The organism is Synechococcus sp. CS-1333 (genome assembly GCF_025128015.1).
Lineage (GTDB): Bacteria > Cyanobacteriota > Cyanobacteriia > PCC-6307 > Cyanobiaceae > MW101C3.
The window spans coordinates 1-23,704 of the sequence record NZ_JAHLYO010000011.1; the positions used below are offsets into that span (position 1 = coordinate 1).

At 68.9% G+C, this 23,704-nt stretch carries 25 protein-coding genes, 1 tRNA gene and 1 pseudogene; 16 read left to right on the forward strand and 11 right to left on the reverse strand.

Annotated elements, in window-relative coordinates; all coding sequences use genetic code 11:
• Positions 1-140, reverse strand: a pseudogene (locus tag KQ303_RS03065) (photosystem II D2 protein (photosystem q(a) protein)); the annotation flags it as partial.
• Between the two features lie 290 nt (positions 141-430).
• On the opposite strand from KQ303_RS03065, the gene KQ303_RS03070 reads away from it, so the two are divergent.
• The 4 genes from KQ303_RS03070 to KQ303_RS03085 all read left to right on the forward strand — a co-directional run bounded on the left by KQ303_RS03070 (position 431) and on the right by KQ303_RS03085 (position 2,462).
• The gene (locus tag KQ303_RS03070; RefSeq protein ID WP_255100680.1) at positions 431-697 is read left to right on the forward strand and encodes a hypothetical protein; all 267 of its coding nucleotides are present in this window, start codon (positions 431-433) and stop codon (positions 695-697) included.
• Positions 694-1,434: an ABC transporter ATP-binding protein gene (locus tag KQ303_RS03075; RefSeq protein WP_094511591.1), complete on the forward strand. Its 741-nt coding sequence runs from the start codon at positions 694-696 to the stop codon at positions 1,432-1,434. Before KQ303_RS03070 ends, KQ303_RS03075 begins: the two co-directional genes overlap by 4 nt.
• 16 nt (positions 1,435-1,450) lie before the next feature.
• Positions 1,451-1,522 (forward strand) — tRNA-Asn (locus KQ303_RS03080).
• A gap of 151 nt (positions 1,523-1,673) precedes the next feature.
• Positions 1,674-2,462 carry a response regulator transcription factor gene (locus tag KQ303_RS03085; RefSeq protein ID WP_094511593.1) on the forward strand — a complete coding sequence of 263 codons (789 nt, stop codon included), beginning with the start codon at positions 1,674-1,676 and terminating at the stop codon, positions 2,460-2,462.
• Between the two features lie 148 nt (positions 2,463-2,610).
• On the opposite strand, the gene KQ303_RS03090 is transcribed toward KQ303_RS03085, so the two are convergent.
• From KQ303_RS03090 to KQ303_RS03100, 3 genes are read right to left on the reverse strand one after another with little or no spacing between them, the layout of a single operon-like run.
• Positions 2,611-3,570, reverse strand: a complete 960-nt coding sequence (locus tag KQ303_RS03090; RefSeq protein ID WP_259729112.1) for a DNA polymerase III subunit delta' — start codon at positions 3,568-3,570, stop codon at positions 2,611-2,613.
• Entirely contained in the window at positions 3,563-4,237 is a 675-nt protein-coding gene (gene tmk / locus KQ303_RS03095) for a dTMP kinase (protein ID WP_259729113.1), read from the reverse strand. The genes KQ303_RS03090 and tmk overlap by 8 nt, the downstream gene beginning before the upstream one ends.
• On the reverse strand, positions 4,224-6,656 hold the full coding sequence (locus tag KQ303_RS03100) for a heavy metal translocating P-type ATPase (RefSeq protein ID WP_399232798.1): 2,433 nt from the start codon (positions 6,654-6,656) through the stop codon (positions 4,224-4,226). The genes tmk and KQ303_RS03100 overlap by 14 nt, the downstream gene beginning before the upstream one ends.
• 160 nt (positions 6,657-6,816) lie before the next feature.
• Between KQ303_RS03100 and KQ303_RS03105 the strand changes: the two genes are divergently transcribed.
• Entirely contained in the window at positions 6,817-7,338 is a 522-nt protein-coding gene (locus KQ303_RS03105) for a photosystem I assembly protein Ycf3 (protein ID WP_094511597.1), read from the forward strand.
• Positions 7,339-7,419: 81 nt separating this feature from the next.
• Here the strand turns inward: KQ303_RS03105 and radA are convergent, their stop codons facing one another.
• On the reverse strand, positions 7,420-8,901 hold the full coding sequence (gene radA, locus KQ303_RS03110) for a DNA repair protein RadA (protein ID WP_259729114.1): 1,482 nt from the start codon (positions 8,899-8,901) through the stop codon (positions 7,420-7,422).
• Between the two features lie 92 nt (positions 8,902-8,993).
• Here radA and rpaB point away from each other — a divergent pair, with 92 nt between their 5' ends.
• From rpaB to KQ303_RS03135, 5 genes are read left to right on the forward strand one after another with little or no spacing between them, the layout of a single operon-like run.
• Positions 8,994-9,740, forward strand: coding sequence for a response regulator transcription factor RpaB (rpaB, locus tag KQ303_RS03115; protein WP_094511601.1), 747 nt, complete (start codon positions 8,994-8,996; stop codon positions 9,738-9,740).
• A complete protein-coding gene (gene plsX, locus KQ303_RS03120) occupies positions 9,721-11,094 on the forward strand; it encodes a phosphate acyltransferase PlsX (protein ID WP_259729115.1) in 1,374 nt (457 codons plus the stop codon). The genes rpaB and plsX overlap by 20 nt, the downstream gene beginning before the upstream one ends.
• 51 nt (positions 11,095-11,145) lie before the next feature.
• A complete protein-coding gene (locus KQ303_RS03125; RefSeq protein ID WP_094511605.1) occupies positions 11,146-12,138 on the forward strand; it encodes a beta-ketoacyl-ACP synthase III in 993 nt (330 codons plus the stop codon).
• A gap of 53 nt (positions 12,139-12,191) precedes the next feature.
• Positions 12,192-13,091: an ACP S-malonyltransferase gene (fabD, locus tag KQ303_RS03130; RefSeq protein WP_259729116.1), complete on the forward strand. Its 900-nt coding sequence runs from the start codon at positions 12,192-12,194 to the stop codon at positions 13,089-13,091.
• Positions 13,088-13,813, forward strand: coding sequence for a 1-acyl-sn-glycerol-3-phosphate acyltransferase (locus tag KQ303_RS03135; RefSeq protein ID WP_094511609.1), 726 nt, complete (start codon positions 13,088-13,090; stop codon positions 13,811-13,813). The genes fabD and KQ303_RS03135 overlap by 4 nt, the downstream gene beginning before the upstream one ends.
• Here the strand turns inward: KQ303_RS03135 and KQ303_RS03140 are convergent.
• The 3 genes from KQ303_RS03140 to KQ303_RS03150 are packed head-to-tail and all read right to left on the reverse strand — an operon-like array spanning position 13,755 to position 15,204.
• Positions 13,755-14,312, reverse strand: a complete 558-nt coding sequence (locus KQ303_RS03140; protein WP_259729117.1) for a YdcF family protein — start codon at positions 14,310-14,312, stop codon at positions 13,755-13,757. The two genes, KQ303_RS03135 and KQ303_RS03140, sit on opposite strands and share 59 nt — an antisense overlap.
• Complete coding sequence (gene tsaB / locus KQ303_RS03145) at positions 14,312-14,953, reverse strand: tRNA (adenosine(37)-N6)-threonylcarbamoyltransferase complex dimerization subunit type 1 TsaB (RefSeq protein ID WP_255100071.1); 642 nt, start codon at positions 14,951-14,953, stop codon at positions 14,312-14,314. The genes KQ303_RS03140 and tsaB overlap by 1 nt, the downstream gene beginning before the upstream one ends.
• Complete coding sequence (locus tag KQ303_RS03150; protein ID WP_259729118.1) at positions 14,953-15,204, reverse strand: Ycf34 family protein; 252 nt, start codon at positions 15,202-15,204, stop codon at positions 14,953-14,955. The genes tsaB and KQ303_RS03150 overlap by 1 nt, the downstream gene beginning before the upstream one ends.
• On the opposite strand from KQ303_RS03150, the gene KQ303_RS03155 reads away from it, so the two are divergent.
• From KQ303_RS03155 to KQ303_RS03165, 3 genes are all read left to right on the forward strand, one after another.
• Positions 15,203-16,510: a CCA tRNA nucleotidyltransferase gene (locus tag KQ303_RS03155; protein WP_259729119.1), complete on the forward strand. Its 1,308-nt coding sequence runs from the start codon at positions 15,203-15,205 to the stop codon at positions 16,508-16,510. The two genes, KQ303_RS03150 and KQ303_RS03155, sit on opposite strands and share 2 nt — an antisense overlap.
• A gap of 193 nt (positions 16,511-16,703) precedes the next feature.
• A complete protein-coding gene (locus KQ303_RS03160; RefSeq protein ID WP_094511619.1) occupies positions 16,704-17,138 on the forward strand; it encodes an RNA-binding protein in 435 nt (144 codons plus the stop codon).
• A gap of 38 nt (positions 17,139-17,176) precedes the next feature.
• On the forward strand, positions 17,177-18,178 hold the full coding sequence (locus tag KQ303_RS03165) for an alpha/beta fold hydrolase (protein ID WP_311134105.1): 1,002 nt from the start codon (positions 17,177-17,179) through the stop codon (positions 18,176-18,178).
• On the opposite strand, the gene KQ303_RS03170 is transcribed toward KQ303_RS03165, so the two are convergent.
• Together KQ303_RS03170 and pds are read right to left on the reverse strand one after the other, a co-directional pair.
• Complete coding sequence (locus tag KQ303_RS03170; RefSeq protein ID WP_094512340.1) at positions 18,154-19,095, reverse strand: phytoene synthase; 942 nt, start codon at positions 19,093-19,095, stop codon at positions 18,154-18,156. The genes KQ303_RS03165 and KQ303_RS03170 overlap by 25 nt on opposite strands.
• Positions 19,092-20,492, reverse strand: a complete 1,401-nt coding sequence (pds, locus tag KQ303_RS03175) for a 15-cis-phytoene desaturase (protein ID WP_259729120.1) — start codon at positions 20,490-20,492, stop codon at positions 19,092-19,094. Before pds ends, KQ303_RS03170 begins: the two co-directional genes overlap by 4 nt.
• A gap of 134 nt (positions 20,493-20,626) precedes the next feature.
• Here pds and KQ303_RS03180 point away from each other — a divergent pair, with 134 nt between their 5' ends.
• Together KQ303_RS03180 and KQ303_RS03185 are read left to right on the forward strand one after the other, a co-directional pair.
• Positions 20,627-20,977, forward strand: a complete 351-nt coding sequence (locus KQ303_RS03180; RefSeq protein WP_094511629.1) for an NAD(P)H-quinone oxidoreductase subunit M — start codon at positions 20,627-20,629, stop codon at positions 20,975-20,977.
• Entirely contained in the window at positions 20,974-21,744 is a 771-nt protein-coding gene (locus tag KQ303_RS03185; protein WP_259729121.1) for a DUF3172 domain-containing protein, read from the forward strand. Before KQ303_RS03180 ends, KQ303_RS03185 begins: the two co-directional genes overlap by 4 nt.
• Before the next feature lie 45 nt (positions 21,745-21,789).
• Here KQ303_RS03185 and KQ303_RS03190 read toward each other — a convergent pair whose 3' ends face one another.
• Positions 21,790-22,788, reverse strand: a complete 999-nt coding sequence (locus tag KQ303_RS03190; protein WP_094511634.1) for a LysR family transcriptional regulator — start codon at positions 22,786-22,788, stop codon at positions 21,790-21,792.
• Positions 22,789-22,861: 73 nt separating this feature from the next.
• Between KQ303_RS03190 and KQ303_RS03195 the strand changes: the two genes are divergently transcribed.
• Complete coding sequence (locus KQ303_RS03195; protein ID WP_399232758.1) at positions 22,862-23,641, forward strand: NnrU family protein; 780 nt, start codon at positions 22,862-22,864, stop codon at positions 23,639-23,641.
• The last annotated feature ends 63 nt before the right edge of the window (positions 23,642-23,704 follow it).

The following is a 23,704-nucleotide window of genomic DNA, read 5'->3' on the forward strand; positions in this document are numbered from 1 at the left end:
CCGCCCAGAGCCAGATAGGCCGTGGGGAACAGCAGCAGACCGGACCAGCCGACAAACACGAAGCGGTCGCGCTTGAGCCAGTCATCGAGGACGTCGAACCATCCCCGAGCCGAAGGCGCGCGCCCTACAGCAATCGTCATGATGAAGAGGCTTCATGAAGCTTTACAATGGCACTGTACGGAAATCAGCCGGCGGCCGGGGCTTCCGCCGCCCTGGCCCGGGGGCAATGAGTACTTGCACTCACCGGCTCCGTCAGCCCCAGGTCTGGCGGCCACCCCGCTCGTCTGAACCGCACCGGAATCAGCCCTGAATCCAGCCCCGAGCCAAACCGGAGCCAACCGGGAGCCAACCGGGAGCCGGCCGGCCCTTCAGCGGAAACCGCCGCGCCGCGCCATTCGCCAGAGTGGCGGCTGCCCTCACCGAAACCGCCGTGTACGTCGTCGAGCTCTCGCTCAAGCTCAGCCCCATGCCCGTCTCGGTCCAGCGCAAGGAACTGGCCGACGCCCAGGCCCTGTATGGCCAGATCAAGGCGGTCCTGGAGAGCGGTCAACCGCGCGTGCTCGAACTCAGCTGCGAGAAAGCCGAGGAGAAACGGGTCAGCCTGCTGAGCAGTGAGCTGGTGGCCGTTCAGCTCTACGAACGTTCGGCCGCGGGTGGCACCGGCACCAAACGTCCCGGCTTCAGCGTCGACAGTTGACCAGCTCGCCACCGGCCCATGCCAGCGCCGGTTTCTCCGCCCCTGATCCTCCGCTGGTGGTGGAGAACCTGGGGTTCCGCTGGCCCAACGGCAGCCTCGCCCTTGACCACATCAACCTCGAGGTGCCCCGTCCAGGGCTGTGGATGCTCGTGGGGGGCAACGGCAGCGGCAAGAGCACCCTGCTGCGGCTGATCGCCGGGCTGCTCGATCCGCAGCGAGGGCGGATTCACCGCCAGCGCACGCCGGCTCTGGTGTTCCAGAACCCCGACCACCAACTCTTGCTGCCCAGCTGCGGCACCGACCTCCAGCTCTCGTTGGCGGAGGGCCTCAGCCGTGAGGAGCGGCGCTGGCGGGTGGCCGAAGCCCTGGCCCAGGTCGGCTTACCTGGCCTGGAAGGGCGGCCGATCCACACGCTCAGCGGCGGCCAGAAACAGCGGGTGGCAATCGCCGGTGCCCTCGCCAGCGGTGCCGACCTGCTGCTGCTCGACGAACCCACCGCCCTGCTCGATCCAATCAGCCAGACGGAGGTTCTGGAGTTGATCCATCGCCTCTGCCACCGGCAGGAGCGACCCCTCACCGCCCTCTGGATCACCCACCGGCTGGAGGAACTCGAGCGCTGCGACGGGGCCGTGCTGATGGAAAGCGGGCGCATGGGCCGCTGGCAGGACGGGCCGGAACTATGCCGGCGCCTTCGCGGCAGGGTCTCCCTCTTGCCTGGCGGCGCGACCGAGGGGTAGGTTCACCGGGTTGCCATCCTCGGTAGCTCAGCGGTAGAGCGGTCGGCTGTTAACCGATTGGTCGCAGGTTCGAATCCTGCCCGGGGAGTTCCTCTTCGCCTTGCCGCAGCGCTGCCTGCTGGTTGTTCACGTTCCAGTTGGCGCGGTTGCCAGGATCGTGTCCCATACTTCTGCGAAAGCAGCTCATACGGCCTCTTCGAATCCAACGGATTGCCGCTGTCACCCGCCCTGCGCCGCCCATGAAGCCCTGCATCCTGCTGATCGAAGACGACAGGGACATGCGTGAGCTGGTGGCTGCCCATCTGATGCACGGCGGCTTCCAGGTGGAATGCGCCGAAGACGGCATCAAGGGCCAGGCCCTGGCCCTGCAGGCCCATCCCGATCTGATCCTGCTCGATCTGATGCTGCCCAAGGTGGATGGCCTCACCCTCTGCCAGCGCCTGCGCCGTGATGAGCGCACGGCTGGCATCCCGATCATGATGATCACGGCGCTCGGCGGCACCAAAGACAAGGTGAGCGGCTTCAACTCCGGCGCCGACGACTACCTGACCAAGCCCTTCGATCTCGAAGAGCTGCTGGTGCGGGTGAAAGCACTGCTGCGGCGCATCGATCGCGCCCCTCTGGCCGAAAAACACAACGAGATTCTCAATTTCGGGCCTCTCACCCTGGTGCCCGAGCGGTTTGAGGCCATCTGGTTCGATCAAGCCGTCCGGCTCACCCACCTGGAGTTCGAACTGCTCCACTGCCTGCTCCAGCGTCACGGTCAGACCGTGGCCCCCTCGCTCATCCTCAAGGAAGTGTGGGGATACGAGCCCGACGACGACATCGAGACCATCCGGGTACACGTGCGCCACCTGCGCACCAAGCTCGAACCCGAACCGCGCAAACCCCGGTTCATCAAAACGGTCTACGGAGCCGGCTACTGCCTGGAACTGCCCACTGGCCCCCAGCTGGAACAGCAGGAGCGGCTGGTGCGGGAGCTTCGGCAGGACACCCGCGACCAGCTGCGCTCGCTCGAATCCGCCTGATTCCACCGACCATCTGCTGCTGAAGCGGCACCGACACAGCCGGACCGCTGCTTCAGCGACTCCCCAGGCGCCTGTCAGAGCTTCGCGCTGTTGTCCGTCAAGGGGCGCGTGGCGCAGGTGGCGGTCAGATCCCCCTGGAACTCCAGGCTCACACCAGCGATCCGCCCAGCTCCAGCAGCGCCACTTCCCAGGCCAGCCGAGGTTGCACAGCCCCCTGCAACTGGCGCCGGAGGCGCTCGATCCGCTGCTGATCGGCCTGGCAGAGATCGCGGCGCCAGCTCTGCAGTTGCCACCAGTCGAGCAGCCACAGCTGAAGATCCAGATCCAGGGCTTCGGTGAGCTCACGGGCCAAGGCCAGCGCCTCCAGCGGTTGGCCCGGCCGCTCCAGCAGCCGCTCCGCCAGCCCCGGTGGCAGGGCCTGCCATTGCTCCCGGTGACGCAGCAACGCCCCCGGCGAGCCGGCCGCCAGCGCGATCAGGCCGGCGGCCTCTGGCCCCTCCGCCACGGGTGAGAGATCGGCGCGGCGGTGCAGCACCGCCTGCAGGGAGGCCGGATCCAGCCGGCTGAACACGATCTGCTGGCAACGGGAGCGAATCGTGCTCAGCAGGCGCTCGGGCGCGCTGGTCAGCAGCACGAGCAGCCCGTTGCCGGGCTCTTCCAGGGTTTTGAGCAGGGCATTGGCCGCCCCCTCCGCCATCATCTCCACCGCCTCGATCACCAAAAGGCAGTGGTCGCCCTCCAACGGCCGACGGGCCAGGAAACGGCTGATCGCCCGCACCTGCTCCAGGCGCAGCTGGGGCAGCGACCGCTTCGCCACTCCCTGGGCGATCGCCTCCGAACGGGGGATCAGCTGGCCCTGGTGCTGGTAGGTGGGCTCCACCCAGAGCAAATCCGGGTGGTTGCCCTCCTCCAGCCGGCGTCGCAGCGGGGCTGAGCCAGCGACCCCGGCCAGAATGCCCTCGAGGAAGCGCAGAGCCGCCAGGCGCCGTCCCACCCCATCCGGCCCGCTGAACAGGTAGGCCGGCGCCAGCCGCTGGCGCTGCAGCGACGCGGCAAGCAGGGCCACGGCCTGGGGCTGGCCGATCAGGTCGGCGAACAGATCAGCCATCGCAGCCACCAGCAGCGGCGAAACGGCACCGCAGCAGTGCCGCAATCGCTTCCGCCACCTGTTCGGGAGCAGCGGCAGCCTCCACCCGCGCCCAGCCCTGCTGCGCCGCCAGCTGGGCGAATCCTCCAGCCACCCGCTGCAGGAAGGGCAGTCCCGCCGACTCGATCCGATCGGCGGGCCGGTGGCCGCGACGCTCCAGTGAGAGCGGCAGGGGCAGGTCCAGCCAGAGGGTGAGGTCGGCCGTCAGGCCGGCGGTGGCGATGGCCTCCAGCTGGTCGATCAACGCGAGATCCAGCCCACGGCCATAGCCCTGGTAGGCGGCCGTGGAGCCGGCAAAGCGGTCGCTGATCACCCAGTGGCCCGCCGCCAGAGCGGGCGCGATGCGGGCCTCCACGTGCTGGGCGCGGTCGGCCGCATAAAGCAGCAGTTCCGCGGTGGGGCAGGGGCTGGCCGCCTCCGGCGGATGCAGCAGCAGCTGCCGCAGCGCCTGGCCCAGCGGCGTCCCTCCCGGCTCGCGGCACACCACCAGCTCCGCCCCGGGCGCCAGCAGGCCGCTGCTGGGCAACCAGGCCTTCAGGCGTTCGAGCTGGGTGGTCTTGCCACAGCCATCAATACCCTCCAGCACGAGAAAGCGCCCCCTGGGGCGATCGGGGTCAGGCCGGACCATGCAGCAGCAGCGCATTCACCACCACGGTGATCGAGCTCATCGCCATCAGCAGGGCCGCCAGGGGTGGGGAGAGCACCACACCGAAGCCTGGCAGCAGGGCGCCGGCGGCGATCGGCAGCACCACAAGGTTGTAGCCGAAGGCCCAGAAAAGGTTCTGGCGCACCTTGGCCAGGGTGCGCCGCGCCAGCTGCAACGCCAGCACAAGCGAGGACAAGCGGTCGCCAAGGATCACCAGATCGGCGGTGTCCTGAGCGATCTGGGTGCCGGTGCCCACGGCGATGCCGAGATCGGCCGCCGCCAGAGCGGGCGCATCGTTGATGCCATCGCCCACCATCGCCACCGGCCCCAACTGCTGCCAGCGCACGATCTGGTCGAGCTTCTGCTCGGGGCGCAGTTCCCAGGCAAGGGCGTCGTCCGGCAAGCCGAGCCGTTCACCGAGGAGCCGCACGGCAGGCTGCCGGTCACCGCTGAGCACGCCGAGGTTCAGCCCCATGGCACCGAGCTCCTGCACGGTGGCGGCCGCATCGGCGCGCGGTTGGTCGTGCACCGCCACGAGGCCCAGCAGGCGGCTGCCGACCGCCACGGCCAGCACCGAGCCGCCGTCGGCCTCCAGTGCTGTGAGCCGCTGGCGGAGCGGAGCGCCCAGACCAACCCCTCGCTGCTCCAGCCAGTCGAGGCGACCCACCCGGCAAGGGCCGCTGACCCCTTCCAGTTCCCCCTCCACCCCGGCCCCGGCGAAGGTGACGCAGGTGCTCACCGGCCAGAGAGGAAGCTGACGGCGCTCCGCCTCCTGCAGCAGGGCATGGGCGAGCGGGTGGCGGGTCTGCTGCTCCAGGCTGGCCGCCACACGGATCAGGGCATCGGCGTCGACCAGCTCGCCCGCCAGCTGGTGAGCTGGATCCGTGGGGGACAGTTCGATCGCCACCACCAGGGGACGGCCCAGGGTGAGCGTGCCGGTCTTGTCGAACAGCACCGCCTGCAGACGCGCGGCGGTCTCGATCGCATCGCCGCCCCGGAACAGCACACCGGCCCGGGCCGCCAGCCCTGAGCCGACTGTGATCGCCGTGGGGGTGGCCAGGCCCAACGCACAGGGGCAGGCCACCACCAGCACGGAAATCGCCAGCTGCAGGGCCAGGCTGAACGGGGTCTCGGCGGCGGCCCCCGCCAGCCCGTGGCCGGAGCCTCCCATTCCCATACCACCAAGGCCGTGCCCACCGAAGCTGTGAGCAGCCCCGGCCCCATGGCCCAGCAGCGGAGCCACCATCAGCACGTCCGGCCACAGGCGGGTGCCCCACAGCCACCAGAACAGGAAGGTGGCCAGGGCGAGAACAAGCACCAGAACGGTGAAACGGCCGGCCACCCGGTCCACCAGGCGCTGTATCGGCGCCTTGCGGGCCTGGGCCTGCTCGACCAGCGCAATGATCCGGGCCAGGGCCGTCTCCGCACCGGCGCGGGTCACCTCCAGCACCAGCGGCGCCTGCAGGTTGAGCATGCCGGCCGCCAGCTCACAGCCCGGGCGGGCCTCCAGCGGCAGGGGTTCGCCGGTGAGACTCGACACATCCACCGCCGAGCAGCCCTCCAGCACCACCCCATCCACCGGCACCCGGTCGCCCGGCAGCAGTTGCAACCGATCTGCGGGCCGCAGCCCTCCCACCCGCACCTCTCGCGGGGGGCCATCGCCCACCAGCAGCAGCGCCGTTTCGGGTTGGAGCTGGGCCAGCTGCTCCAGCGCCCGGCCGGTGCGGAAGCGGGCCCGTTCCTCCAGGAAGCGGCCCAGCAGCACGAAGCCGAGCAGCATCACCGGCTCATTGAAAAAACAGGGCCAGCCCGCCGCCGGCCAGAGCAGGGCCGCCAGGCTGGCGAGGTAAGCGCTGCCCATGCCCAGGCCCACCAGGGTGTCCATGCTGGGCATGCGGTGCCAGGCGCTCAGGGCGCCGCGCACCAGGATCGAACGACCCGGCAGCGCCAGGGCCAGGGTGGCCACGAGAGCGTGGAACCAGAGCGCCGCCAGCAGGGCTCCGAGCGGGGACGCCAGCAGCGATGCCGGCAGGCTGCCCGCCTCCGCCAGATGGCCCAGCACCGACACCACCAGCAGCGTCAGCGCCGCGATCAGCTGGCGCCACTCCAGCCACCAACGATGGCGCTGGGCCAGCTCGGCCGCCGTGGGTGCCGGCAGCGACTGATCACGCAGGCGTGCCGCAAAGCCGAGCCCCTCCAGGCTGGCCAGCAGGGCCGCCACCTGGGTGTCGAGGCCTGGCTGCGCGGCCTCGACAGGAGCGGCCAGGCCCACCCAGGCGGTGTGGGTGAGCAGGTTCACGCTTGCCTGGTGCACACCGGGCACGGCCAGCAGGCGCTTCTCCACGGCACGCACGCACCCCCCGCACTTCATGCCGTCCACCTCGAGCAGCACCGGCACCAGGGGGCGGGGAGACGGTGCAGCCGGAAGCGGTGAGACGGCGGGGCCGGGGGAAACCTGAACCACTGGGATCGGCAGCTGGGTTTCAGGCTAGGGATGGCCTCCGGCAGAAGCTGGCTCGCCGCGCAGGCGTCAGGATGGGTCCACAAACCAGACCGTTCCCGTGCCCCGCAGCCAACGCAACGACAACTTCATCGACAAGAGCTTCACGGTCATGGCGGACCTGATCCTCAAGGTGATTCCCACCAACCGGCGGGCGAAGGAGGCTTTCGCGTACTACCGCGACGGCATGAGCGCCCAGGGTGACGGCGAATATGCCGAAGCGCTGGAGAACTACGAGGAAGCCCTGAAGCTGGAGGACGACCCCAACGACAAGGCCTTCATCCTCTACAACATGGCTCTGGTGTTCACCAGCAACGGCGATCACCAGAAGGCGCTGGAGTTCTACGAGCAGGCGCTGGATCTCAACCAGCACATGCCGCAGGCCCTCAACAACATCGCGGTGATTCACCACCACCTCGGCTCCCTGGCGGAAGAACGGGGCGACACCGATGAGTCGGACCGCTGCTTCTCCCGCGCCGCCGACTACTGGACCAAGGCGATCCGCATGGCGCCGAACAACTACATCGAAGCCCAGAACTGGCTCAAGACCAGCGGGCGCGGCAACGTCGACGTCTACTTCTGAGCCTCGTCGGGGCGCCTGGGCAGGGCGTTGCCCGGCGCGGGGTGTGGCCTGGCCGGGGCAGGGTGGAGCCGCCGGCCCGGCTCAGTCGGCTGCAGGGTCAAACCCCAGCCCGGCCACCAGGGCCTCCGCCACAGTGGCGGCTTCCAGCAGCTGGAGATCAAGCCCGGCGGCGATCGCCCCGAGGCCGCTGCCGCGCGGCACCACCGCCCGGCGGAACCCCAGCCGCGCCGCCTCCTGGAGGCGCAGCTCCAGCTGGCCCACCGGCCGCAGCTGCCCCCCCAGCCCCAGCTCCCCTACCAGCACTGTGCCGGCCGGCAGGGTCAGATCGCGGTAGCTGGCCACCACCGCCGCGGCCACGCCGAGATCGGCCGCAGGCTCCTCCACGTCAAGGCCACCGGCCACCGCCAGGTAGCAATCGAAGCGGGAGAGGGGCAGCCCCATGTGCTTTTCAAGCACGGCCAGGATCTGATGCAGCCGGTTGATGCCGATGCCGGTGGCCGTGCGGCGTGGGCTGGCATAGCTGGTGGTGCTCACCAGGGCCTGCAGCTCGACCACCAGCGAGCGGGTGCCTTCACAGGCCACGATCGTGGCGGTGCCGGCGGCGGGGCCGTCATGGCCGAGGAACAGCTCGCTGGGATTGGTGACTTCCGCCAGCCCCCGGTCGCGCATCTCGAACAGGCCCAGTTCGTGCGTGGCACCGAAGCGGTTCTTGACCGCCCGCAGCAGCCGGTGGCTGGCGAAGCGGTCGCCCTCGAAGGTGAGCACCGCATCGACGAGGTGTTCGAGCACCTTGGGCCCGGCCAGCATCCCCTCCTTGGTGACATGCCCCACCAGCAGCAGGGCGGTGTCCTGGCGCTTGGCCAGCCGTTGCAGGGCACCGGCGCATTCGCGCACCTGGGCGACCGATCCCGGCGCGCTGCTGAGCTGGTCGTCATGCAGGGCCTGGATGCTGTCGATGATCGCCACCGCCGGCCGCAGCGCCTCAAGCTCCTGCAGCACCAGCTCCAGATCGGTTTCCGCCAGCAGCTGCAGCCCGGCACCCGCCGGCACGGCCCCATCGGCCCCAACCGGCTGCTCCGCAGCGCCGGCACCTGGCGGGGCGAGCCGGCTCCAGCGCAGGCGAACCTGCTGCGCCGACTCCTCGGCGCTCACGTAGAGCACCGAGGTGATGGCGGCCAGCGCCTGGGCGCTCTGCAGCAGCAGGGTGGATTTGCCGATGCCGGGATCGCCCCCCACCAGCACCAGCGCCCCGGGCACCAGCCCGCCGCCCAGCACCCGATCGAACTCGGCGAAGCCGCTGGGCAACCGCTGGAGCGGCCGCTCCACCGCCATCAGGATCGATTCCGAGCGCCGGGGACGCCCTGGCGCCAGGGCCACCTTCTCGCCCGCACCGGTACGGGCAGGCGCGCCCTCAGGGGCGGCGCGGCGGCGGCGGCCATCAGCGGCGGGGCCGCTCTGTTCCACCAGCGTGTTCCAGGCACCGCAGCCATGGCAGCGGCCGAAGAACTGGCGGGTCTGAGCTCCACAGGCCTGGCAGATGAACAGCGGTGCGGATCGGGCCACGGCGGTGTGTGAAGAATGGTGGCGTTGGGTGAATTTGCCGCCCCTCCGACCAGTTCAGTGGTCAGGACTTGTGTACCCAGGCCGGCGCAACCATGACGGCTTCCTCCTCCGCCAAGGAAACCATCCTGGTCGTTGACGACGAGGCGAGCATCCGCAGGATTCTCGAAACCCGCCTCACGATGATCGGCTACGACGTCGTCACCGCCTGTGACGGCGTGGAGGCGCTTGAGGCCTTCCGCCATTCCAGCCCGGATCTGGTGGTGCTCGACGTGATGATGCCCAAGCTCGACGGCTATGGCGTCTGCCAGGAGCTCCGTAAGGAATCCGATGTGCCGATCGTGATGCTCACCGCTCTGGGCGACGTGGCCGACCGCATCACCGGTCTGGAGCTCGGTGCCGACGACTACGTGGTGAAGCCCTTCAGCCCGAAGGAGCTGGAGGCCCGCATCCGCTGCGTGCTGCGCCGGGTGGAGAAGGAGCAGGTGGTGGGCATCCCCAACTCCGGCGTGATCCAGGTCAACGAGCTGCGCATCGACACCAACAAGCGCCAGGTGTACCGGGGCGAAGAGCGCATCCGCCTCACCGGCATGGAGTTCAGCCTGCTGGAGCTGCTGGTCAGCCGTTCGGGTGAGCCCTTCAGCCGCGGCGAGATTCTCAAGGAGGTCTGGGGCTATACCCCCGAGCGTCACGTGGACACCCGGGTGGTGGATGTCCACATCTCACGGCTGCGTTCCAAACTGGAAGATGATCCAGCCAACCCCGAGCTGATCCTCACCGCACGGGGTACGGGTTACCTGTTCCAGCGCATCGTGGAAGCCGTTGCCTCCGAAGGACTCTGATTCAGAACTGAGACAACGCCGCGCCAAACCCAGCCGCGCGATCCGCCGGCTGGTGGTCTGGTATCGCCGCAATGCGACGGTCACCAGCCTGGTTGACACGGCCACCTCCTCAGCCAGCACTGCCGCCTCCGCTGCTTCCGCCGCCGCCTCGGTGGCCGGCTCGATGGCCTCGGCGGCAGGTTCGGTGGCCTCCTCCGCCGGCACCATGGCGGGATCGGTTGCCGGCACAGTGCTGCAGCCGCTGATGAGCTACCCCCGCCGGCGCCTGCAGACCGGTGGCGATGGGTCCGCTCCGATCCGCGACCGTGACCGCATCTGGATGGCCGTCGACGGCATGGGGGGAGACCATGCCCCCGGCCCGATCCTCGAGGGCTGCCTGGCCGCCGTGCGCTGCCTGCCGGTGAAGATCCGCTTCGTAGCCGAAGCCGCGGCGGTGCAGCAGGCCGCGGCCGCCCTGAACCTGGAAGACGACCTGCGCGAGAGCCTGCAGGCCGGGCTGCTGCAGCTGGTCGCCAGCGGCTCTTCGGTGGGCATGGACGAGGAAGCCACGGTGGTGCGCCGCAAGCGCGACGCCAGCATCAACATGGCCATGGACCTGGTCAAGAGCGGTGAGGCGGCGGCGGTTTACTCCGCCGGCAACTCCGGTGCGGTGATGGCCTCGGCGATCTTCCGGCTCGGCCGGCTCAAGGGCATCGACCGCCCCGCCATCGGCGCCCTCTTCCCCACCAAGGACCCGGGCCGGCAGGTGCTTGTGCTCGACGTGGGCGCCAACATGGACTGCAAGCCGGTGTACCTGCAGCAGTTCGCCCTGCTGGGCAGCATCTACAGCCGCGACGTGCTCGGCATCCCCCAGCCCCGCATCGGCCTGCTGAACATCGGCGAGGAGGCCTGCAAGGGCAACGAGCTCACCATCAAGGCCTACGCCCTGCTCGCCGCCGAGCAGCGGCTGCGCTTCGCCGGCAACTGCGAAGGCCGCGACGTCCTCTCCGGCAGCTTCGATGTGGTGGTCTGCGACGGCTACACCGGCAACGTGCTGCTCAAGTTCCTGGAGTCGGTGGGCAGCGTGCTGCTCGATGTGCTACGCGCCGAACTGCCTCGGGGCAGGCGCGGCAAGGTGGGCTCCGCCTTCCTGCGCAGCAACCTGGTGCGGATCAAGAAGCGCCTCGACCATGCCGAGCACGGCGGCGCCCTGCTGCTCGGCGTCAATGGGGTCTGCGTGATCGGCCACGGCAGCAGCAAGGCCCTTTCGGTGGTCAGCGCGCTGCGGCTGGCGCACCTAGCCGCCAGCCATGGGGTGATGGAAGATCTGCACAAGCTCAGCAGCGAGGAGAGCTCCGTTCCTGCCTGTGGTTGACTGAGCCGAACCGTGGGTGAGTCGGTGGCGCTTGGCCGGATGGGCGCAGGCATGGCGCTCGTGGGATGCGGCAGTTCGCTCCCCGCGCTGATCGTCAGCAACGACGCGCTGAGCCTTCGCGTCGACACCAACGATGAGTGGATCCGCAGCCGCACCGGCATCGCTGCGCGCCGTGTGGCCGGGCCCACGGAAACGGTGACGTCGATGGCCACAGCCGCCGCCCGCAACGCCCTTGATCACGCCGGCTGGTCGGCGGAGACGGTGGATCTGATCCTGCTGGCCACCTCCAGCCCGGACGATCTGTTCGGCACCGCGCCGCGGGTGCAGGCGGGGCTGGGGGCCACCAACGCCGTGGCCTTCGATCTCACAGCCGCCTGCAGCGGCTTTCTCTTCGCCCTGATCACCGCAGCCCAATACATCCGTGCCGGTAGCGCGCGCAAGGTGCTGGTGATCGGGGCCGACCAGCTCAGCCGCTGGGTTGACTGGGACGACCGGCGCACCTGCGTGCTGTTCGGCGACGCCGCCGCCGCCATCGCTGTGGAGGCCTGTGAAGGCGAGCGGGATGGCCTGCTGGGCTTCCGCATGCGTTCTGACGGCCGCCGCGCCGCCTGCCTGACCCTGGCGCAGCGGGAGGAGCGGCAGGCGCTGCTCGACGGCCACACGGCCCAGCGCGGAGGCTTCGCGCCGATCCACATGAACGGCCAGGAGGTGTACAAGTTCGCCGTCAAGGAAGTGCCGGCCGTGCTGCAGGAGCTGCTCGCCGCCACTGGCACCACCGCGGCCGAGCTCGACTGGCTGCTGCTGCATCAGGCCAACCAGCGCATCCTCGATGCGGTGGCCCAGCGTTTCGCCATTCCCAACCAGCGGGTGCTCAGCAACCTGGCGGCCTACGGCAACACCTCTGCCGCCACGATCCCGCTGATGCTCGATGAAGCGGTACGGGATGGCCGCATCCAGCCTGGCCACCTGATCGCCAGCAGTGGCTTCGGCGCCGGGCTGAGCTGGGGAGCGGCGCTGCTCCGCTGGCGTGGACCCGGCGGCTGAGGGGGCTGGCCAGGGCGTCGCCGTAATCTCAGATTCCGTTCAAGACGAACAGGATGGGCATTGCCTGGGTGTTTCCCGGCCAGGGATCGCAGAAGCTGGGAATGGTGGGTGATCTGCTCGATCTGCCCGGAGCGCGCGAGCGGTTTGCTTCTGCTTCGGATCTCCTGGGCAGGGATCTGCTGGCGATCTGCGCCGGTGAACCGCTCAGTGATCCCACCGCACCGGCCGACCTGAACGACACCCGCAACAGCCAGCCGGCCCTGTTCGTGCTGGAAAGCCTGCTGGTCGATGCGCTCAAGGGGATGGGCCGCTGCGCCCATCTTGTGGCCGGACACAGCCTTGGGGAGCTGGTGGCGCTCTACGCCGCTGGTGTCTTCGACCTTGAGGCAGGCCTGGCCCTGATGCGGCAGCGAAGCGAGCTGATGGCCGCCGCAGGTGGCGGGTCGATGACCGCCGTGATCGGCTTCAACCGGGAGGAGCTGGACGAACGGATCGCCGCCAGCGAAGGGGTGGTGATTGCCAACGACAACAGCGCCTCCCAAGTGGTGCTCTCCGGCAGCACCGAGGCGGTTCAGGCCCTGTGCCAGAGAATCAACTGCAAGCGGGCGATCCCCTTGGCTGTGTCGGGGGCCTTCCATTCCCCCTTCATGGCAGAAGCCGCGACCGCCTTTCGCCACCTGCTGGAGCAGGTCCCATTCGCCAATGCGGCCATTCCGGTGCTCAGCAACACCGATCCCACCCCGACCACTGACGGCGCCCTGCTCAAGGAGCGCCTGAGCGAGCAGATGGTCACGGGGGTGCGCTGGCGCGAAACCATGGACCAGTTCCCGCGGCTAGCGATCGAAACCGTGGTGGAGGTCGGGCCGGGCAACGTGCTGAGCGGCCTGCTGCGCCGGGCAGTCCCCGGCCTCGCCACCGCCCAGATCGGCGCGGCGGCCGACCTGGCGCTTTGAGCGAATCCAAAGGGCTGGATTCCTCCGATCCGCTGGCGCTGTTGAATCCCCGCCCCAGCCTTACCTACCGGCTGATCAGCTATTTGCTGGTGTTCCCGCTCTACCGGATCCTGTTCCGTGGGCGCACCAGCGGCAATCGAAACGTGCCCACGGAGGGTGCACTGGTGGTGGTGGCCAACCACGGCTCCCACTTCGACCCGCCGTTGCTGGGCCACGCCTTGGGCCGACCCGTGGCCTTCATGGCAAAAGCAGAGCTGTTCAGGGTCCCCCTGCTGGGCCCGATCATTCGCGCCTGCGGGGCCTACCCGGTGCAGCGAGGAGCCAGCGACCGCGAAGCCATTCGGGTCGCCACAGCACGGCTGGCCCAGGGCTGGGCCACCGGGGTGTTCATCGATGGCACCCGGCAGCTGGACGGCCGCGTCAACCAGCCGCAGGCGGGCGCTGCTCTGCTGGCGGCACGGGCCGGCGTGCCGCTGTTACCGGTGGCGATCGTCAACAGCCACCGGGCCATGGGCGCAGGCCGTACCTGGCCACGCCTGGTGCCGATCCACATCCGTATCGGCCAGCCGATCCCGCCGCCCGCCTCCCGCCGTCGCGAAGACCTCCTGGCGACCACCCAGGCCTGCCAGGACCAGATCAATGCCTTGCTGAATGAGGGCCTGATCAGGCCCGGGTCTGAGCGTGCTGCGCTTGCGCCCAGTTCTTCAGATCCCGCCCGCTGAGCACCCACACCACGGCCCGCAGGCCGTCGCCCCAGCGCTTGGAAAGGCTCTCAGGATGGCAGAGCTCCCCGCAGGACACCGCCACGGGCGTCAGCTGGATGCCGCGGCTGCCGGCCACCACCCGGCCGACCAGCAGGGCCCGGTCCATGTGATCACTGCTGGTGACCAGCAGCACGTGACGGATGCCGCCACGGCGCAGATCATCCACCACGGTGGTGAAGTTGGAAAGCGTGTCATGGGCGCGGTAATCCAGCCGGTATTGCTGCTGCCGCAGGCCTTCCTGATCGAACAGCCAGCGGGCGTATTCCGGGTTGCTGCCGCCGCTGACCACCACCGGCAGACGGTATTGAGTCGCCAAGCGCCCGGCCACCTTCTCGCGCTTCACGTCACCGCCCAGCACAAGGATGAGCTGGGGCGGCGAAGCCGGCGGCAGCAGCAGGGAACGTCCCAGCCAGAAGCTGCCCGCCGTCAGCAACGTCAGCAGCACCAGGCGGCGCATCAACCCTCTCCCCCCACGGGGCTGGTGGGATAGATCGGCAGCACCGTGCTCCAGGGGGCCGGCCCGCCGGCCAACGCCGCCGCCTTGCTGAAGGCGAGCAACTGGGCCACATCGGCTCTGGCTTCCACCACCGCCGGCAGCCGTGGGCCAGGAGGCACGGCATCGGCGTCGGCGAACAGGCGCGGCGGCTGGCGCTCCACCACCCCCCCTGGAGCCCCTGCATCAAGCACGTAGGCACCCGCCACCACTCCTCGGCGCGGCAGCTCGTGCAGCAGCCAGAACGGATCGGCGGCCGTCAGCGGCTCTCCGTCCTGCCAGAGCCGCCGCGCCACCAGCAGGAAACTGCTGACACCATCAAGGGGCAGAGCCAGCTGCTGGGCCAGCGTGCGGGCCATCACCACGGTGAGCCGAGTGCCAGTGAAGCCACCGGGCCCGGTGGCCACCGCCAGCCGTGCCAGCTGCGGCCAGCGGCAGGCTGGCAATACCTCCTCCACGCAGGCGAGCAGATCGTTGGAGAGCCGGCGCCCCAGCGGGAAGGTGTGGATCAAGGGCGGCGTCTCCGGCTCCAGCAGCGACTGCAGCGCCACTCCCAGCACCTCGCTGCTGCTGTGCAGGGCCAGGCCCCAGGCAGGAGCGTCCATCACCGCGGGATCGCCGCCAGAGGACGCAGCCGTTGCCAGCGGCCCGGTTCAGCCTGGAAGCTGGCGCAGGACCGCACGTCCCATTCCACGCCCACGCGGTTCTCCGGCAGATCCATCACCTGCACATGGATGCGTGGATCCACCGGGCGGAAGTCGGGGGCAACGGCGAGATGCTTGACGCCGTGCTGGCGCTCCACCGCGTGATAGGCCTGGCAGCGGTCCACCCAGTGGCAATCCACGCAGATGCACATGCCTGAGTGGTCTCCGAATGCAGCCATTCTGGCGGGCCAGGCCAGCGTGCCTCTGGATCTGGCCGCCGCCACGGCTCTGCTGCGCCGCCGCCTGGCGATGGAACGCTGGCCGGTGCCTCCGGCGGCCTTCCCTGCGGGCACCGCCCTGGTGGGAGGCGCCGTGCGCGATGGCCTGCTCGGGCGGCTGGGGGAGCGGCCCGACCTCGATCTGGTGGTGCCGGTGGAGGCCATTGCCCTGGGCGAGCGGCTGAGCCGGGAGCACGGTGGTCGCTGCGTGGTGCTGGATCAGGAGCGCTCGATCGCCCGGCTGGTGATCCGGGGCTGGAGCGTGGATCTGGCCCGCCAGGCCGGCGCGGACCTGGCCACCGATCTGCTGCGCCGCGACTTCTGTCTCAACGCCCTGGCCCTGCCCCTGACGGCGAGCAGCCAGCTGCTCGACCCGAGCGGCGGCCTGACCGATCTGGCGGCGGGACTGATCCGGGCCGTGAGCGAAGCGAACCTGCTGGACGACCCGCTGCGACTGCTGCGAGGTGAGCGACTGGCCGCGGAACTGGGCTTTCACCTCGACGCCACCAGCGCAGCCTGGATCCAGCACCACAGCCGCCGGATCGACCAAGTGGCCGTGGAGCGCGTGCGGGTGGAGCTGGAGAAGCTGGCGGCGTGCGCCAGCGGCGGCGAAGGGCTGGCCCGGGTGCTGACGATCGGCCTGCTGGACGCCTGGCGCCAGCCGGACGCTGTGGAAGGCGGTGCAGCCGGCAATGAAGCCGCCGGTGCCGCGCTGAGACAGCTCACCCCGGCGGCGGCCGCAGCCAGGGGTCTGAGCGAAGACGAAGCCCGCTTGGCGCTGCCCCTGGCACGCCTGGCCACGCTGCTTGATGCCGCCAGCTGGGGGCGGCTGCACGCCAGCCGGGCGCTGCAGCGGCGCTGCGGACTGCTGCGGAGCTGGCGGGCGCAGCTGGAGGGGCCCGGCGGGGTGCGAGATCCCGCCGCCCCGTTCGGCTCGGAACGGGAGCAGGTGCACTTTCACCGCGACCTGGAGGACGACCTGCCCGCCCTGCTGCTCATGCTGCCGCTGCCGTTTGCGCGGGAGTGGCTGCCCCGCTGGCGTGATCCGGGCGATCCTCTCTTTCATCCCAGGCCCCCGCTCGACGGCACGGAACTGCAGCAGCGGCTGGGGCTGGCCCCGTCACGGCGGCTGGGCGAACTGCTGGCCCACCTGACGATCGAGCGCGCCTTCGGCCGCCTGGAGAGCAGCGAGGAGGCCCTGGCGGCGGCGCGTCGCTGGCTGGCTGGACCGGCGCCGTGATTGACTGCTCTTTGTACAGGCATCTTCCATCGCTTCATCGAAGCCCGAACGGCAACGGTTGACGTCCAGTTCCTGAACGTCAGAAACACCTCCCCGATCGCTCTTTGGCGCCTCCTGCGCTGCCCTGCGTTTCGCCGGTGCGTTCACCCGATGGCGCAGGCCGCCACCTCCCTTCTCTCCCCCCCCTCCTCCCATGAGTGTTCGTCTCTACGTCGGCAATCTGCCGCAGACTTTCGATGCCGCCGAGCTCGATGCTCTGTTCACTTCCATCGCCGAGGGCGTGCGCTTCAAGACCGTTCAGGACAGGGAAACGGGTGCCTGCCGTGGTTTCGGTTTCGCCAATGTCGAGGATGAGAAACTGGCCGACACCGTGATCGAGCAGCTCAACGGCCACGACTTCGGCGGTAACAGCCTGCGCATCGAGCGCTCCGAGCGCCGTGACAGCCGCCCCGGCACCGGCGATCGCCGGCCCGCCGCCGGCGGTGCCGCTCCCGTGGCGGCCCGCAAGGCCGTCAACAAGGTGGTGCACAGTGACACCATCACCGAAGGCGCCCCCGATCCGCGTTGGGCCGGTGAGCTCGCCAAACTGAAATCCCTGCTGGCCAACCAGACAGCCACCACGGTCTGAGCCAGCGCCCCGTTCCGCCGGTCGGCGGCGATGCTGCCTTGACCCACCCGCCGGCTTCCACCACGCCCAGCCCTGCCTCCTCCTCCTGGACCTGGCAGGGTCACACCATCCGCTACCGCTGCCTCGCCGGCCCCGAACCGGCGGGGCTTCAACGTGTGGTGCTGATCCACGGGTTCGGCGCGAGCCTGGGCCACTGGCGCCACAACCTGCCGGTGATCGCCAGCCGCTTCTCGGTGTGCGCCATCGATCTGCTCGGATTCGGCGCCAGCGACAAGCCGCGCTCCCGCCTGGCCGATGAAGCCGAGCAGCCCGGAGCGGTGCGCTACTGCTTCGATCTGTGGGCCGAGCAGGTGGCGGATTTCGTGCAGCAGGTGGCCCTGCAGCACGCTCCCTCCGCCCGCGTGCATCTGGTGGGCAACTCGATCGGCGGCGTGGTGGCCCTAAGGGCGGCCCAGCTGCTGGTGGCCCGCGGCGTTCCGCTGGCCCAGGTGATCCTGATCGACTGCGCCCAGCGCACGTTGGATGAAAAGCGCGTGGCGGAACTGCCGCTGCTGGAGCGATGGAGCCGTCCCCTGGTGAAGCAACTGGTGCGGCAGCGCTGGCTGGTGGCTCCCCTGTTCCGCGCCTTGGCCCGGCCCGCCTTCATCCGTCAGGTGCTGGAGCGGGCTTACCCCAGCGGCGCCAACATCGACGACGCCCTGGTGGAGCTGCTGCACCGGCCCAGTACCGATGCCGGAGCGCCCGAGAGCTTCCGCGGCTTCGTCAACCTGTTCGACGACCACCTGGCACCGGAGTTGCTTGCCGAGCTGACCGTGCCGGTGCGCATGCTGTGGGGAGCAGAGGATCCGTGGGAAGCGCCAGCCGAAGCCGAATGTTGGGCGCGCCTCTTCCCCTGTGTGCAGGAACTGAAGGTGCTGCCGGGGTTGGGACACTGCCCCCACGACGAAGCTCCCGAACGGGTGAATCCGATCCTGCTGGACTGGCTGAAGGCGGAGGCCGGGGCCACTGCAGAGGTTCAGCGGGCCTGGGAGATCACGTAGGAGAGCGGCAGGTCGAGCAATTTGAAGGGCTTGGGAACGTAGGCCCGGTGGTTGAAAACGTCGTAGTTGAGTTGCTCGATCACTGTGAGAATGCCGCGATACAGCCGCAGCGAGGCCCACACCGGCCAGCGGGCATCGGCCGCCAGCCAGCGCACCCCCGCCTCCGAACGGCCGAACCAGTAGCGGGCGCGTTGCAACTGAAAGGCCATCAGGGCCCGCCAGTTTTCATTGAGCAGCCCCGCCATCAGGTCGGATTCCGAGTAGTTGAAGCGCTGCAGATCTTCCTGCGGCAGATAGATGCGGCCACGGCTGCGGTCTTCGCCCACATCGCGCAGGATGTTGGTGAGCTGGTTGGCGATGCCAAGGGCCACCGCCGCCTCGGAGGTATCGGGCCGTTCGCTCCAGGGGGCCGTGGTGTAGGCCGGATCAAGCCCCATCACTTCCTGGGTCATCAGGCCCACGGTGCCGGCCACCCGATAGCAATAGAGCTGCAGTTCATCGAAGCTGGCGTAGCGATGGCAGACCAAGTCCATGCGCTGCCCCTCGATCATGTCGAGGTAGGGCTGGAGCGGCTGAGGATAGCGCTGGATGGTGTCCACCATGGCCAGATCGAGGGCATCGTGCACCTCGCCGGCAAACAGGCGGCGGGTGCGGGCTTCCCAGCGATCGAGCCGCTCGGCGAGTTGGTCAGTGGGCAGCCGCTGCGCCTGGGGGCTGTCCATCAGTTCGTCGGTGCGGCGGCACCACACGTAGATCGCCCAGATGGCCCGCCGCTTGGCGGGGGGCATCAGCAGGGTGCCGAGATAGAAGGTCTTGGCCCATTGGGCGGTTTCCTGGCGGCAGGCCTCGTAGGCGTGCTCCAGGTTCAGGCCGGAGCGGAGGGAAGCGGCGGTGGGTGAAGCGGCCAGCACGCTCACACCGCCACCGGCTGCACCAGCGCGGACGCCTGCCGGCTGACCGCCTCGGCGCACAGCTTGCCGCTCAGCACTGCCCCTTCCATCGAAGCCAGATAGCGCTGCATCGTGTAGTCGCCGGCCAGGAAGAAGTTTGCGATCGGCGATTGCTGCGAGGGCCGCAACTGCTGGCAGCCGGGCACGGTCTTGTAGACGGAGAGGGGGGTTTTTACCACCCGGGCCTTGCGCAGCTTGGCCTGGTCGTCGCCGTTGAAGTGGTCGGGGAAGAGGCGGCGCAGCTCCTCGAGCGTGGCGGCCACGATGTCGTCATCGCTGCGGCCGATCCACTCCGCCGCAGGGGCGAAAACCAGCTCGAGCATGGAGCGGTCGGGGTCGGCGTACTCGCGGCAGGTGTTGCTCATGTCGGCGTAGACGCTGAGCAGGTCCGAACGACTGAACAGAAGATGGTCGATCGCGGTGAGTTTTCGATCGAACCAGAGATGAATGTTGATCACCGGCACCCCCTTGAGCCCGTCGAGCTTCTGGAAGTAGGGCAGCTGGCGCCAGGGATCCGGCAGCAGGAGCTTGAGCGGATCCACCGGCAGGGCGCTGACGTAGGCATCCGCCTCCACCTCACGGCCAGGCTGGCCCTGGATGCCGCCGATCCGGAAGCTGCGCACGCTGCCATCGGCGGCCAGGCGGATCTCGCGCAGGGGGCTGTCGAGGTGCACCTCGCCACCGCGCTCGCGGATCGAGGCCACGATCGGCTCACAGAGACGCTCTGGGGGGTTGCCGTCGAGGAAGGCCATCTTCGAGCCGTTCTTCTCCTGCAGGAAGCGGTTGAGGGCCGTGAGGATCACCGTTGAGGAGATTTCATCGGGATTGATGAAGTTGAGCGCCTTGCTCATGGCGATGAACACTTCATCGTTCACTCGCTGAGGGATGTTGTGAAGGCGCAGCCATTCCGACCAGGAGTATTTGTCGCACTCCTCCACGTAGTCCTGGCCGCGGAGCATGGCGGGCACAAGGCCGAGCCCGAAGGCGATCTTCTCGGGCCAGGTGAGCATGTCGTTGTTGCCGAGGATGGCGGCAACACCGTTGAGAGGGGCGGGAAGGTCGGGGAAATCGAAACGGCTGTAGCTGCCTGGCGCCTCCTTCTGGTTGAAGATCATCGCGTGATCCTTCCACTGCAGGCGATCCTCGATGCCCAGCTCCGCGAACAGCTGCAGCATGTTGGGGTAAGCCCCAAAGAAGATGTGCAGGCCGGTTTCGTACCAGTCCCCGTCTTCGTCCTGCCAGGCCGCCACCTTGCCGCCGAGCACGTTGCGCCCCTCGAGCAGCACCGGCGTATGGCCGGCATCGCAGAGGTATTTGGCACAGGACAGGCCGGCGAGTCCTGCTCCGGCAATGGCGACGCGCATGCAAAGACGAAAACCAGACGCCAACCTAAAAGGATGCCCCCTGCCAACGTCGGGCGCCTGGCTGCGGTGGCCCTGCCCGCACCGGCGGTTCCTAGAGTTGCGGCGGCCCATCTCCGTCCGTTCGCCTTCGTTCCATGGCCGACGACCTGCTGCTCAAGTCCACCACCCGTCATGTGCGGCTGTTCACGGCACGGCTCGAGGGGGGTGAACTGGTCCCCGACCCGCACCAGCTGACCCTCGACCTCGACCCGGACAACGAGTTCCTCTGGGACGCCGGCGTGCTGCAGAAGGTGCAGCAGCGTTTCCGTGATCTGGTGGCCGGTTTCGCCGGCGCCGAGCTCACCGAATACAACCTGCGCCGCATCGGTTCGGAGCTGGAGGGCACGATCCGCCAGCTGCTGCAGGCGGGCGAACTCCGCTACAACCCGGACGCGCGGGTTCTCAACTACTCCATGGGCCTGCCCCGCAGTGCCGCTTCCACATGACCCGCTCCCGTGATGGCAGCGCCTTCTCCAGAGGCGATGGCAGAGGCAGCCGCGGCCGCTCCAGCGCCGATTACGCCGGGTCGGACTACGCCAGCTCCGACTACGCCTACGACCGCCGCGGCTCCCGCTACGACGCCGCCCGTTACGACGCCGCCGATGAGCGGGATCCCGGCGACCGCTCCCGCGCCGCCCGCCCCACCCGCAACGGGGGTGGCGGCGGTGGCGGTGGTGCCACACCGGGTGGGGGGGGTGGCAAACCCGGAGGCGGCCCCTTCGTGTTCAACGTGGCCACGATCGCGGTGCTGGCCGGGGTGCTCGTGGTGGGCATCGGCATCGGCACGGCGCTCTCCAGCAACACCGTGGGCAACCAGGGGAACATCGCCAGCAGCCAGCAACTCGACCTGGCCGTGCCCGACCCCGAGTTCTGCAAGCAGTGGGGTGCGAGCGCCTTCGTGATGGACGTGGAGCTCTACACCACCATGAACCCAAGCAGCAGCTTCGTGACCCAGCCGACGCTGCAACCGGGCTGTGTGATCCGCCGCGAGAACTGGAGCGTGCTGCAGAAGGAGGGCGCCGTCACCTCCGAGCAGATGCGCCAGTGCAAGCAACGCATGAACACCTTCGCCTACATCGGCTCGATCCGCGACAAGCCGATCGTCCGCTGCGTCTACCAGACCGACATCAGCGGCAACAAGTTCCAGACCCGGGGCATTGCCGGCGCCGCCGACGACTCCGTGGGCATCACCCCGGAAGGCGACCAGTTCTGAGTGTGAGTCTCCGCCTTTAGGAGCCTCCGGGCTCGTGCAGGGGGCTCACGGGGCGGGCTGAAGCACCGTGGTGGCGGCTTCGGCCGGCGGGCTGGTGCGGGGGGTCTGGCGCAAGGGGCTGTCGGGGCTGGCGAACACCGGCAGCACCTCGCGGCGGAAGGCTTCCGAAGCCCTGGAGCAGTAACGGGCCGGATGGGTGATCAGCTTCAGCTGGCGGCGCACCAGCAGGTCGGTCACGTTGGGACGGTGCAGCGATCCGGTCGCCAGTTCCCGCTCGATCGACACCACCGGCAGGAAGGCGGCACCCAATCCCGACTGCACGGCGTTCTTGATCGCCTCAAAGGAATTGAGCTCCATCTCGATCTTGAGCCGCTGCACTTCCAGGCCAGAGCGGGCCAGCAGCTGGTCCACCATCTTGCGGGTGGTGGACTGGGCATCAAGGCAGACGAAGCTGAGCCGGTAGAGGTCGTCCTTGTGGAGTTCCGGCAGGCGGGCGAGGGGGTGGTTCACCGGCAGCACCAGGGCCAGTTCATCGCTGGCGTAAGGAATCACCTGGAGCAGGTCGTTGAGTTCGCCGGGCAGCTCACCGCCGATGATCGCCAGATCCACCTGGCCGTTGGCCACGCTCCAACTGGTGCGCCGGGTGCTGTGCACCTGCAGCTGAACCGATACGTCGGGATACTTCTGCCGGAACAGGCCGATCATGCGCGGCATCAGGTAGGTGCCGGTGGTCTGGCTGGCGCCCACGATCAGGGAACCACCCTTGAGGTTGTGCAGGTCGTCGAGGGCGCGGCAGGCCTCCTGGCACTGGCCCAGGATTCGGTCGCAGTAGCTGAGCAGGAGATGCCCCGCCTCGGTGAGCTGGGCCTTGCGGCCGCCCCGGTCGAAGAGCGACACATCGAGCTGCTTCTCCAGGTTCTGGATCTGCAGGCTCACCGCCGGCTGGGTGACGTAAAGGCTGTCGGCAGCCTTCTTGAAGCTGCCTTCGCTGGCAATGGCCCGCAGGATGCGCAGCTGATCGAGGGTGAACGGCAGATCAGCCATGGAACGACCCCGGGGCTGGACGCCGGCATGAACGGAGAACTTTAGGAGCAAAGCCCGGTCCGCCCTCCACGCCATGCCGCGGCGGACGAAGCAGAATCGCCGCTGCCGCTTCTGCCCCGTGCTTTCCCCGCTCCACCACACCAGCCTGGTGATGGTTGCCCTGCTGGTGGCCTTTGCGGTGCTGCACAGCGGCGGGGCCGCCCTGCGCGTGTGGGGGGAGCAGCGCATCGGGGCCCGGGCCTGGCGCCTGCTGTTCGCGGCTGTGAGCATTCCGGCCGCTGTGGTGGTGGTGGGGTACTTCCTCGCCCATCGCTATGACGGGGTGCAGCTCTGGACCCTGCAGGGCACCCCCGGACTCATCCCTGTGATCTGGGTGGGAACAGCGATCAGCTTCTTCTTTCTGTATCCCGCCACCTACAACCTGCTGGAGATTCCCGCGCTGCTGCAGCCCCAGGTGCGCCTCTACGAAACCGGGATCATCCGCATCAGCCGCCACCCCCAGGCCGTCGGTCAGATCCTCTGGTGCTCCACCCACCTGCTCTGGATCGGCAGCAGCTTCATGGTGGTCACCTGCGCCGGATTGATCGCCCACCACCTGTTTGCCGTCTGGCACGGCGACCGACGCCTGCGGGCGCGCTTCGGCGAGGCCTTCGAGCAGCTCAAGGCGCGCACCTCCGTAGTGCCGTTCCTGGCGGTGATCGACGGACGCCAGACGCTGGAACTCACAGAGTTCCTGCGGCCTTCCCAGCTGGGGATCGCCATCGCCATCGGCCTGTTCTGGTGGAGCCACCGCTACATCGGCCCTGCCGCCAGCGCCTTTCTGAACGGACCCCTGGGACGGACGCTGGGCTGATCGCACACCCACACACAGGCCGGCCGTGCCCAGGAAGCTGCCTACACTCGCGGGGCCGCTGAC

What these genes read in the sequence shown, in the direction of transcription:
- KQ303_RS03085 (WP_094511593.1), top strand. Translation starts at nt 1,674, where the DNA reads ATGAAGCCCTGCATCCTGCTGATCGAAGACGACAGGGACATGCGTGAG.
- KQ303_RS03090 (WP_259729112.1), bottom strand. Translation starts at nt 3,570, where the DNA reads ATGGCTGATCTGTTCGCCGACCTGATCGGCCAGCCCCAGGCCGTGGCC.
- tmk (WP_259729113.1), bottom strand. Translation starts at nt 4,237, where the DNA reads ATGGTCCGGCCTGACCCCGATCGCCCCAGGGGGCGCTTTCTCGTGCTG.
- rpaB (WP_094511601.1), top strand. Translation starts at nt 8,994, where the DNA reads ATGACGGCTTCCTCCTCCGCCAAGGAAACCATCCTGGTCGTTGACGAC.
- KQ303_RS03125 (WP_094511605.1), top strand. Translation starts at nt 11,146, where the DNA reads ATGGCGCTCGTGGGATGCGGCAGTTCGCTCCCCGCGCTGATCGTCAGC.
- fabD (WP_259729116.1), top strand. Translation starts at nt 12,192, where the DNA reads ATGGGCATTGCCTGGGTGTTTCCCGGCCAGGGATCGCAGAAGCTGGGA.
- KQ303_RS03140 (WP_259729117.1), bottom strand. Translation starts at nt 14,312, where the DNA reads ATGCGCCGCCTGGTGCTGCTGACGTTGCTGACGGCGGGCAGCTTCTGG.
- tsaB (WP_255100071.1), bottom strand. Translation starts at nt 14,953, where the DNA reads ATGGACGCTCCTGCCTGGGGCCTGGCCCTGCACAGCAGCAGCGAGGTG.
- KQ303_RS03155 (WP_259729119.1), top strand. Translation starts at nt 15,203, where the DNA reads ATGCCTGAGTGGTCTCCGAATGCAGCCATTCTGGCGGGCCAGGCCAGC.
- KQ303_RS03150 (WP_259729118.1), bottom strand. Translation starts at nt 15,204, where the DNA reads ATGTGCATCTGCGTGGATTGCCACTGGGTGGACCGCTGCCAGGCCTAT.
- KQ303_RS03160 (WP_094511619.1), top strand. Translation starts at nt 16,704, where the DNA reads ATGAGTGTTCGTCTCTACGTCGGCAATCTGCCGCAGACTTTCGATGCC.
- pds (WP_259729120.1), bottom strand. Translation starts at nt 20,492, where the DNA reads ATGCGCGTCGCCATTGCCGGAGCAGGACTCGCCGGCCTGTCCTGTGCC.
- KQ303_RS03180 (WP_094511629.1), top strand. Translation starts at nt 20,627, where the DNA reads ATGGCCGACGACCTGCTGCTCAAGTCCACCACCCGTCATGTGCGGCTG.
- KQ303_RS03185 (WP_259729121.1), top strand. Translation starts at nt 20,974, where the DNA reads ATGACCCGCTCCCGTGATGGCAGCGCCTTCTCCAGAGGCGATGGCAGA.
- KQ303_RS03190 (WP_094511634.1), bottom strand. Translation starts at nt 22,788, where the DNA reads ATGGCTGATCTGCCGTTCACCCTCGATCAGCTGCGCATCCTGCGGGCC.
- KQ303_RS03195 (WP_399232758.1), top strand. Translation starts at nt 22,862, where the DNA reads ATGCCGCGGCGGACGAAGCAGAATCGCCGCTGCCGCTTCTGCCCCGTG.